The following is an 8,034-nucleotide window of genomic DNA, read 5'->3' on the forward strand; positions in this document are numbered from 1 at the left end:
CAACGAAGTAAGCATTGTCCGTTTGACTGACGGTTTGCTCCGTGATCTTGTTCCACTGTGCCACTGACCGACTAATCACGGTAAAATTAGCAAAGTAAGCATAAGCGGGATTATAAATACTGACAACAAAAATCGGGGCCTGACGATTTTGTTGCCTAATCACCGTCAGTAACCGCACCAGTTTTTGCTGGTAAGTTTGACCAGCTTTATTGACGGCAGAAGTAATCTGATCTTGTTGATTATCCGCGATTTCCTTTTGCAGAGTCTGCATTAAATCATTGCCGCCGACGGTCATCGTGATTACGTCGGCATGCTTAATATCATTACGGATCTTCTTTTGTTTATTAAACCGTTCTAAGATTTGATCTGAGCGGTCCCCACTAACCCCGTAATTAACGATGTTGACTTTATTGTGATAGCGGTGTTCGATCTTTTGTTTGATAATCCCAACATAGCCGCCGTTATTGTTTTCATCACCCTGGCCATACGTCAGCGAGTCACCAATAGCCACCAAATTAACTTGCTTCTTCATTACTCTTTCATGACGGACCGGTGCTGGTGGGTTGGACCGCTGGTTTAAGTGATACCAGTAGCCTCCAGAAATGACGAGCAAAACTAAGACAATCAGAAAAGCCCAGTTACGTAATTTTTTCAAATTTTCACCCCAGATAAACAAAACTGCGCCATCTCAGGATGAGTTGAACGCAGCCTTATTATTTATTCAGTGTAGTATAAGAGACAGCAGGCACCTAATCCCGTATGGGTAGCAATGATCGGCACGGTTTCGCGAACGACAATTGGAATGTCCGGAAACAAAGCCGACACCTTTCCTTTCAGTCGTTCAACTTCTTTTGGCGCATCAACATGAGAAATACCAATGGCCTTAACCTTTGGGCCAGCGGACATCTCATCAACTAACTTGTCCCATTCACGGTGGATAGCTTTCTTTCCCCGCCCCTTCATCTTAACGTGAAGGTCGCGGTCGCTAACCTCTAACATGATCTTAATATTTAAGAAGTTCGAGAGTGCACCAGCAAACTTGCTAATTCGTCCACCCTTAACCAGATTATCTAATTTGTCAATGGCTAAGTATAGTTTGGACTTAGCGAGGACGTCCTTCATCTTTGCTACCGCATCGTCAACACTACCACCCTTTTCGAGGACTTTAGCCGCTTCAATTACCTGAAAGGCCATCCCGCGGTCGGTAGTGCCGGAATCGTAAACGGTGACCTTTGTTTTACTCATAGTGGCAGCCTGCTCAGCAGCATGAACGGTTCCACTAATGGCAGCCATCATGGTAATGCACAGGACTTCACTACCATCTTCACCCAGACGGTCGAAAGCATCAACAAACTTGCCAATTGGCGGTTGCGATGTCTGCGGCAAAGATTTGGCGTTAGCCATCATTTCTGGGAATTGGTCGTTAGTGATTGTTTCACCTTCAACGTAAATAGTACCGTCAATCATGACTGAGAGTGGAACAATCGTAATATCGTACTTCTTAACTTCCTCAGCAGTTAAACCGGCGGAAGAATCGACAACAATTTTGGTTTTTGCCATGAACAATACACTTCCGATGTAATTAATTTGATGCTATACTTACTAAAAATGGCAACTAGTTTTTAAGACCAGCACACTACATGTTAAGACTAGTTATGACTTAGGTCAACAACTCTTTGCTTAGTATAACAGAACTAAGCAAAGATTTCATAGCGACTTTGAGAGGAGAAATTGGTGATGACAAGGACAGAGGTTGATGTTGAGCAGAAGAATATTGATAGGACAACCATCTGGATTGAAATTGGTAACGCCATTAGTCACGGCGTTGGGATTGGCTTGTCCATCGCTGGCTTAGTCCTGCTAATAGTGAGAACAGTTAAAAACGGGGGCGGACCAATGAGGGTGACCACCTTTGCCCTCTATGGTGCGATTATGGTGCTGTTTTACTTATCTTCCACCCTTTTTCATTCATTAGTCTTTACCAGAGCTGCCCACGTTTTTCAAATTTTTGATCATGATATGATTTATCTCTTGATTGCCGGTTCCTATACCCCATTTTGCCTGGTCGCGATTGGCGGCTGGCGTGGTTGGACACTATTTGGCATCATTTGGGCACTGGCAATCATTGGGGTCATTTACAAGAGCATCTGGCTACGGAAAAAGAGTAAGTGGTCAACAGTCCTCTATGTCTTAATGGGCTGGCTTTGCATGCTATGTGCACCCCAACTATGGCGCGCACTCGGGGCAACTGGTTTTACACTCTTGCTCGCTGGCGGAATTACTTACTCCGTTGGTGCCGTCCTCTACAGTTTTCCCACTCGCTATACGCACCTTATCTGGCACTTCTTTGTCCTTGGCGGGACAGCACTGATTTACTTCTCAGTGCTGTTCTTTGTTTGAGCGCTGCCAAAGCTGGAACGTACAATTTGGTTCGTCACTGCTTCGCGCAACTTCGGTTTTGCTATCAACTAATCGCCACTGGTCATAATTGATCGGTGGCATTTTTGTTTCTCCGGGATAGGTTCCTTCGATGACAGTCCGAAAAAGAGACGTAGCAAACGGCAATAACTGCCGATAAACACTGGCACCACCAATCACAAACAAGTCTTTCCCCAACTGCGTTGTCAGCCGTTGGACATCTTCTAAGGAGACTGGTGTCACCCCTGCTGGTAACGAGGTCCGGTGAGTTAAAACGAGGTTGTCCCGTTTAGGTAGTGGTTTACTGCCAAGAGACTTAAAAGTCTTCCACCCCATCAGGACAGGGTGCCCCGTCGTTAGCTGGCGAAAATGGACCATATCTTCGTGCGAGTGCCAAGGCATCCTCCCGTTTTGACCAATCACCCCGTTCGCTGCTTCAGCCCAAATTAGGTTAATCATTAACACACCCCCTGTTAGACAGCAACCGGTGCTTTGATCGCTGGCTCATGTGTATAGCCAGTCAGCTGAATATCAGACATTTCATATTGGTCAATGGCCTTGGGCTGGTCAGGCAAAACCAGTTGTGGAGCGCGGTGTGGTGTCCGTGATAACTGGGTACGAACCTGCTCAAAGTGATTATTGTAGATGTGTGCGTCTCCTAACGTGTGAATGAAATCCCCCACCTGCAAACCACACTGGTGGGCGATGAGGTGGGTTAGCAAAGCGTAACTGGCAATGTTAAATGGAACTCCCAGGAAAATATCTGCACTACGTTGATATAATTGGCAGCTTAGGCGACCATCATTGACGTAAAACTGAAACATGGTATGACATGGCGGCAGCGCCATCGTTGGCACATCTTCCGGATTCCAAGCCGAAACGATGAGCCGCCGGGAAAACGGGTTAGTTTTAATTTGTTCGATAACGTTCCCCAACTGGTCAATAAAGTGCCCGTTACTGGTTTTCCAGTGTCGCCATTGTTTGCCATAAATATTGCCAAGTTCACCATAATTCTTAGCAAATTGTTCATCATCGAGAATTCGTTGGCAAAATTCTTTTTTTTGCTGATGATAAAGCTGGTTAAACTCTGGATCCGTGAGTGAGCGATGCCCAAAGTCTGTCATGTCAGGACCAGTATATTCGTCACTTTCTACCCACCGTTGGAAAGCCCATTCGTCCCAAATATGGTTATGGTGCTGAAGAAGAAAACGAATATTGCTATCCCCTTTGAGAAACCACAGGAGTTCGCTTTTAATTAGTCCGAAGGGAACCTTCTTAGTCGTTAGTAGTGGAAATCCTTGTTGAAGGTGGAAGCGCATTTGATAGCCAAAAATCGACTTCGTCCCGGTGCCAGTCCGGTCGGCCTTTTGGTGGCCATGTTCTAACACTTCACGTGCCAAGTTGAGGTACTGCTGTTCATTATCATTGATTGTCACGGTATTTCCTCCCTAGATTTGGTCGTCGTCGACGAATTGACTCAAATATTCCCAACGGGCCATTTTTTCGTCGTTTTCAGCCTTGACCTGGTCAAGTTCCTTTTGCAACTCAGCCAGTTTCTCGTAGTTGTCGCCGTTGGCCGCCATCTCATCCTTCAGCTTACTGCTCCGTTGATCAAGCTTTTCAATAGCAGGCTCTAGGCCGCGCCATTCCACCTGCTCCTTGTAGGTCAGCTTATGTTTTGCCGCTTTAGTTGGCTGCGTTTTGGTTTTGGCTTGCTTCTGTTTTGTCTTCTGCTTTGACTTCTGTTGGTGATTTGGCTGGTCCGCTGACTTTTTCAAGTAATCAGTAAATAATCCAGTTGCTGGTTGGATTCGGCCATTCCCCTTGAAAATCAGGAGCTGGTCCGCCACTTTATCCAAAAAGTAGCGGTCATGTGAAACCGTAATGACAGTTCCAGCAAAGTGATCAAGGTAGTCTTCCAGGACGGTTAACGTACTGATATCAAGGTCATTCGTGGGTTCATCTAGTAGTAATACATTGGGCTGTTGCATCAGTATTTTGAGCAAATAAAGCCGTCGTTTCTCACCACCAGATAACTTGCGAATGAGTGTGCCATGCATAAAGCGGGGGAATAAGAACCGTTCCAGTAACTGGGTAACGCTAATTTTTTGGCCCTGGTCGTCATAAATCGTTTCGGCAACTTCACTTAAATAGTTAATCACCCGTTTATCTTCGTCAATTGGTTCAGTCTGCTGTGTGTAATAACCAATCTTAACAGTTTCACCAACCTTCAGGGTGCCACCGTTTAATGGCAGCCGCCCTGCTAAGACATTCAACAGGCTACTTTTACCGGCCCCATTATTACCGCTGATCCCCAAACGTTCGCCGGCTTCAATTAGCAAGTTGAAGTGTTGGAAAATATTATGCGTACCGACTTTCAGGCTAGCATCCTTTAATTCCAAGACGTCGTGCCCCAAGCGGGTCGACCCCAGACCAATGTCCAGATTATCTTCCGTTTGTAACTTACCCACGGTTTGGGAAAGCTCATGAAAGCGGTTGATCCGTCCTTTCTGCTTAGTAGAACGAGCCTTTGCTCCTTTTTTCATCCAGGCCAGTTCATGCTTGTACAGTTGTTGACGCTTATGTTCCGCGGACGTTTCTCGTTCCTCACGAGCCGCTTTTTCCGCAACGTATGCCCGGTAATTACCATCGTAGTGGTAGAGCTTGCCAAAGGACAGTTCCCAAATCTGGTTAGCAACCTGGTCCAAGAAGTAACGATCGTGGGTGACGATCATGACGGCTCCCCGGTACTTGGCAAGGTAATCTTGCAGCCAAACGATGGAATCGATATCCAACTGGTTGGTCGGTTCGTCAAGCAATAACAGGTCCGGTTGTTGAATGAGGACCTGGGCGAGCCCGACCCGTTTTTGCTGACCACCAGACATCTCACCAATTTTAGCCCCCATGTCCTTGATCTTTAATTGCGTCAGAACAGTTTCCACCCGGCTCTGTACTTCCCAGGCATTTTGCTGGTCCATCTGCCGTTGCAGGGCTGCTAGGCGGTCATTTTCTTCTGCCGTCCCGCTAAAGTCGCTGACCAGGTTCTCGTATTGACGAATTAAACGAAAGAGCGGTTGGTCGCCTGCTAAAACCGCGTCAATGATTTTTTTCTCAGGATCCAATGGTGGTTGCTGTTCAAGGTAGCCAATCGTGTAATCATGTGGGTGGTCAATGCTCCCATCCTCTGCACTGGTGTGGCCACTAATAACGTTGAGTAGCGACGTCTTGCCACTACCATTCACCCCAATGAGACCAATACGGTCGTGTTCCTTGATCAGAAAAGAGATGTGGTCAAAGAGCGTTTTTTCTCCATAAGTACTCGTCAGGTTATCAGCACGAAGCATCTGCATTATAATTCCTCTTTCCGCTGGCGAATTGCCATGATGATTTCTTCTGGACGGTTGTCGACTTCTTGATTGACTACCGCTTTTTCAACCCATTTCAACATTTTGCCGAGTTCTGGACCGGGAGTCATCAGCCCCTTTCTAATCAGGCCGCCACCAGTAATTGCCAGTTCTTTAATATTTTTGATCGGTAACTGCTGGTAGCGAGCCAGGAGGTCTGTCATTGGGAGGGCCCAGCCAAAGACAGCCGCAATTTGGTTTGCGTTGACTAATCCCTCACGACCACAATGATAGAGAATATCTGCGGAAACTGACCGTGCTTTAATTGCGAAGACGGCTGGTAAACTGGTTTGGACGTTCTCAATCAATTGGTTGGAAAGTTTCCATTTTTTGAGAAAAGCCCGGCTCGAATGACTATCAAGCCCCAGTGCCACTGCTAACGTCCCCCACGCCTGGGTAGCATTACTTAACTGCCAATTGTTCATCAGTGCTAATTGAGTCAGTGCTGCCTTGGCAGAAGATAAGCTGGGACAGTAACGGTAAAGTCCCGTCTGCACCATTGCCGCGAGACCCACAGGCGGATTTTGACCCAGTAATAATTTCTCCATTTCCACCTGGATCCGTTCAACCGCAATCTTGCTTAACAGCTGTGCATTATCAGCTATTCCATGTAAAGTCGCCGCTTCAATCTCGAAATTAAGCTTGCTGGCGAAGCGCACCGCGCGCATCATTCGCAAGGCGTCCTCATGAAATCGTTGGTCCGCTTTTCCAACAGCCCGGATCAGGTGTTTTTTCAAGTCAGTTAGGCCATTGAACAAGTCAATAACCTCACCATTTTCCCGCAATGCTAACGCGTTGATTGTAAAGTCACGACGTTTTAAATCATCGGCAAGGGACCGGACAAAAGTAACATTGTCTGGTCGGCGGAAGTCCTGGTAACCGCTCTCCGTTCGAAAAGTCGTAATTTCGTAGCCAGTGTCGTGATCCAAGACCATCACGGTTCCGTGCTGAATACCAGTATCAACGGTCTTTTTAAAAAGCGATTTAATCTCACTTGGGTAGGCGCTCGTTGCAATATCGATGTCGTGAATGTGGTCACCGAGAATCGTGTCACGTACACAACCACCGACGAAGTATGCTTGGTATCCAGCATCTTCAATTCGCTGCAATACCGGCCGGGCGGGTTCGAAAATCGCCGGCAATTGTTTGATTACCATTGTCGATTTCATTAGTTTGCCCCTCTCTTTGATTATCGGTTCCATTTTAGCAAAAGCCGGAGCTGATTGTTAGTGTTGAAGGTGTTGTTGTTTTGTGATAAGTTAAGGTAAATAATTACCAATTACAAGGAGAAATAACCATGTCCTCTTATCCCGCTGAACAAGGGTTTACCACTTTCTTGACAAACCAGGGACTCGCCACTGCGACCATCGATTCTTACGGTCAGACAATCCGCCAATTACTGACTTTTTTGGCCGCCAACCGGCCGTCAGCGCTGGCTAACTCCCTTAATTCTGTCAACACTACAGACCTGCGGGCCTACCTAAACTACCTTCAAGCACAGCGGCAAATCACCTTAAATTCCTACAACAAGACTCTTGCCCAGTTAAATCGCTACTTCACTTACTTGTTTGAAAACCAGCTTATTAAACACTACCCCACCCTGCCGCTCCATGGCAAGGCAGTTCAAGTGACTGCCAGAACGCACAGCGGCGAGTGGCTCAATAAGCTGCCGCGAATCCTTGCCGACCAGCAAGTTAGCTTTTATACCCGGCTAACCCTCTTGCTACTCGCACACGGTTTTACTGTTCGTGAGTTTCTCCAGCCCGGCTTTGTTCATTCATGCCACAATTTAACACCAGTTGTTAGTGGCGAAAAACAATTTTGGACTTCCTTTGCTGCTTTTCATCAACCACTAGACAGTAAACAGCAGTGCGAAGACCTCTTTTTGAAACAACGGACTGACCTGGCTAACCCACGGCTCTCCAATTCCGCCCTTCATAAGTACCTTCATAGTGACGAACGATACCTCGGAATGGAATTATCACCAACCAAATTGCACCAGGACTACCTCCTCAGCAAATTACGGGCCTTACAGGGAGAACCAAATAGTATCATCATGCAAAAACTGAACCTTACTCCTGCTTCCCTCCTCTACTATCAACGTTTATTAGTCAATCAGCAATAATATAATAAAGAAAAGGGGCTGTGACATAAGTCCCTAATAAAAAATGGATCTCGATGAAATCTTCGGATTTCATTGAGATCCATTTTC

Annotated in this window: 8 protein-coding genes; 2 read left to right on the forward strand and 6 right to left on the reverse strand. The window is 46.5% G+C overall.

Annotation, left to right across the window (positions count from 1 at the left end; translation table 11 throughout):
* Nucleotides 1-655, reverse strand: a 655-nt coding sequence (locus tag Q0E49_RS07520) for a GDSL-type esterase/lipase family protein (RefSeq protein WP_295747629.1), incomplete at its 3' end; no start/stop codon positions are given.
* A gap of 62 nt (nucleotides 656-717) precedes the next feature.
* A complete protein-coding gene (locus Q0E49_RS07525) occupies nucleotides 718-1,560 on the reverse strand; it encodes a DegV family protein (protein WP_295747631.1) in 843 nt (280 codons plus the stop codon).
* Nucleotides 1,561-1,737: 177 nt separating this feature from the next.
* Between Q0E49_RS07525 and Q0E49_RS07530 the strand changes: the two genes are divergently transcribed.
* Nucleotides 1,738-2,400, forward strand: a complete 663-nt coding sequence (locus Q0E49_RS07530) for a hemolysin III family protein (protein WP_295747633.1) — start codon at nucleotides 1,738-1,740, stop codon at nucleotides 2,398-2,400.
* Here the strand turns inward: Q0E49_RS07530 and Q0E49_RS07535 are convergent.
* Genes Q0E49_RS07535 through Q0E49_RS07550 form a run of 4 tightly spaced genes read right to left on the reverse strand, consistent with a single transcriptional unit; the run spans nucleotide 2,380 to nucleotide 6,979 of the window.
* Nucleotides 2,380-2,877, reverse strand: a complete 498-nt coding sequence (locus Q0E49_RS07535) for a dihydrofolate reductase (RefSeq protein ID WP_295747635.1) — start codon at nucleotides 2,875-2,877, stop codon at nucleotides 2,380-2,382. The two genes, Q0E49_RS07530 and Q0E49_RS07535, sit on opposite strands and share 21 nt — an antisense overlap.
* Nucleotides 2,878-2,891: 14 nt before the next feature.
* Nucleotides 2,892-3,854, reverse strand: a complete 963-nt coding sequence (locus tag Q0E49_RS07540) for a thymidylate synthase (protein ID WP_295747637.1) — start codon at nucleotides 3,852-3,854, stop codon at nucleotides 2,892-2,894.
* A gap of 12 nt (nucleotides 3,855-3,866) precedes the next feature.
* Nucleotides 3,867-5,768, reverse strand: a complete 1,902-nt coding sequence (locus tag Q0E49_RS07545; protein WP_295747639.1) for an ABC-F family ATP-binding cassette domain-containing protein — start codon at nucleotides 5,766-5,768, stop codon at nucleotides 3,867-3,869.
* Nucleotides 5,768-6,979 carry a CCA tRNA nucleotidyltransferase gene (locus tag Q0E49_RS07550; protein ID WP_295747643.1) on the reverse strand — a complete coding sequence of 404 codons (1,212 nt, stop codon included), beginning with the start codon at nucleotides 6,977-6,979 and terminating at the stop codon, nucleotides 5,768-5,770. The genes Q0E49_RS07545 and Q0E49_RS07550 overlap by 1 nt, the downstream gene beginning before the upstream one ends.
* Before the next feature lie 140 nt (nucleotides 6,980-7,119).
* On the opposite strand from Q0E49_RS07550, the gene Q0E49_RS07555 reads away from it, so the two are divergent.
* Nucleotides 7,120-7,947, forward strand: coding sequence for a phage integrase N-terminal SAM-like domain-containing protein (locus Q0E49_RS07555; protein WP_295747641.1), 828 nt, complete (start codon nucleotides 7,120-7,122; stop codon nucleotides 7,945-7,947).
* The last annotated feature ends 87 nt before the right edge of the window (nucleotides 7,948-8,034 follow it).

The organism is uncultured Limosilactobacillus sp. (genome assembly GCF_934202235.1).
In the GTDB taxonomy this organism is placed as follows: domain Bacteria; phylum Bacillota; class Bacilli; order Lactobacillales; family Lactobacillaceae; genus Limosilactobacillus.

What these genes read in the sequence shown, in the direction of transcription:
- Q0E49_RS07555 (WP_295747641.1), top strand. Translation starts at nt 7,120, where the DNA reads ATGTCCTCTTATCCCGCTGAACAAGGGTTTACCACTTTCTTGACAAAC.
- Q0E49_RS07545 (WP_295747639.1), bottom strand. Translation starts at nt 5,768, where the DNA reads ATGCAGATGCTTCGTGCTGATAACCTGACGAGTACTTATGGAGAAAAA.
- Q0E49_RS07530 (WP_295747633.1), top strand. Translation starts at nt 1,738, where the DNA reads ATGACAAGGACAGAGGTTGATGTTGAGCAGAAGAATATTGATAGGACA.
- Q0E49_RS07525 (WP_295747631.1), bottom strand. Translation starts at nt 1,560, where the DNA reads ATGGCAAAAACCAAAATTGTTGTCGATTCTTCCGCCGGTTTAACTGCT.
- Q0E49_RS07535 (WP_295747635.1), bottom strand. Translation starts at nt 2,877, where the DNA reads ATGATTAACCTAATTTGGGCTGAAGCAGCGAACGGGGTGATTGGTCAA.
- Q0E49_RS07550 (WP_295747643.1), bottom strand. Translation starts at nt 6,979, where the DNA reads ATGGTAATCAAACAATTGCCGGCGATTTTCGAACCCGCCCGGCCGGTA.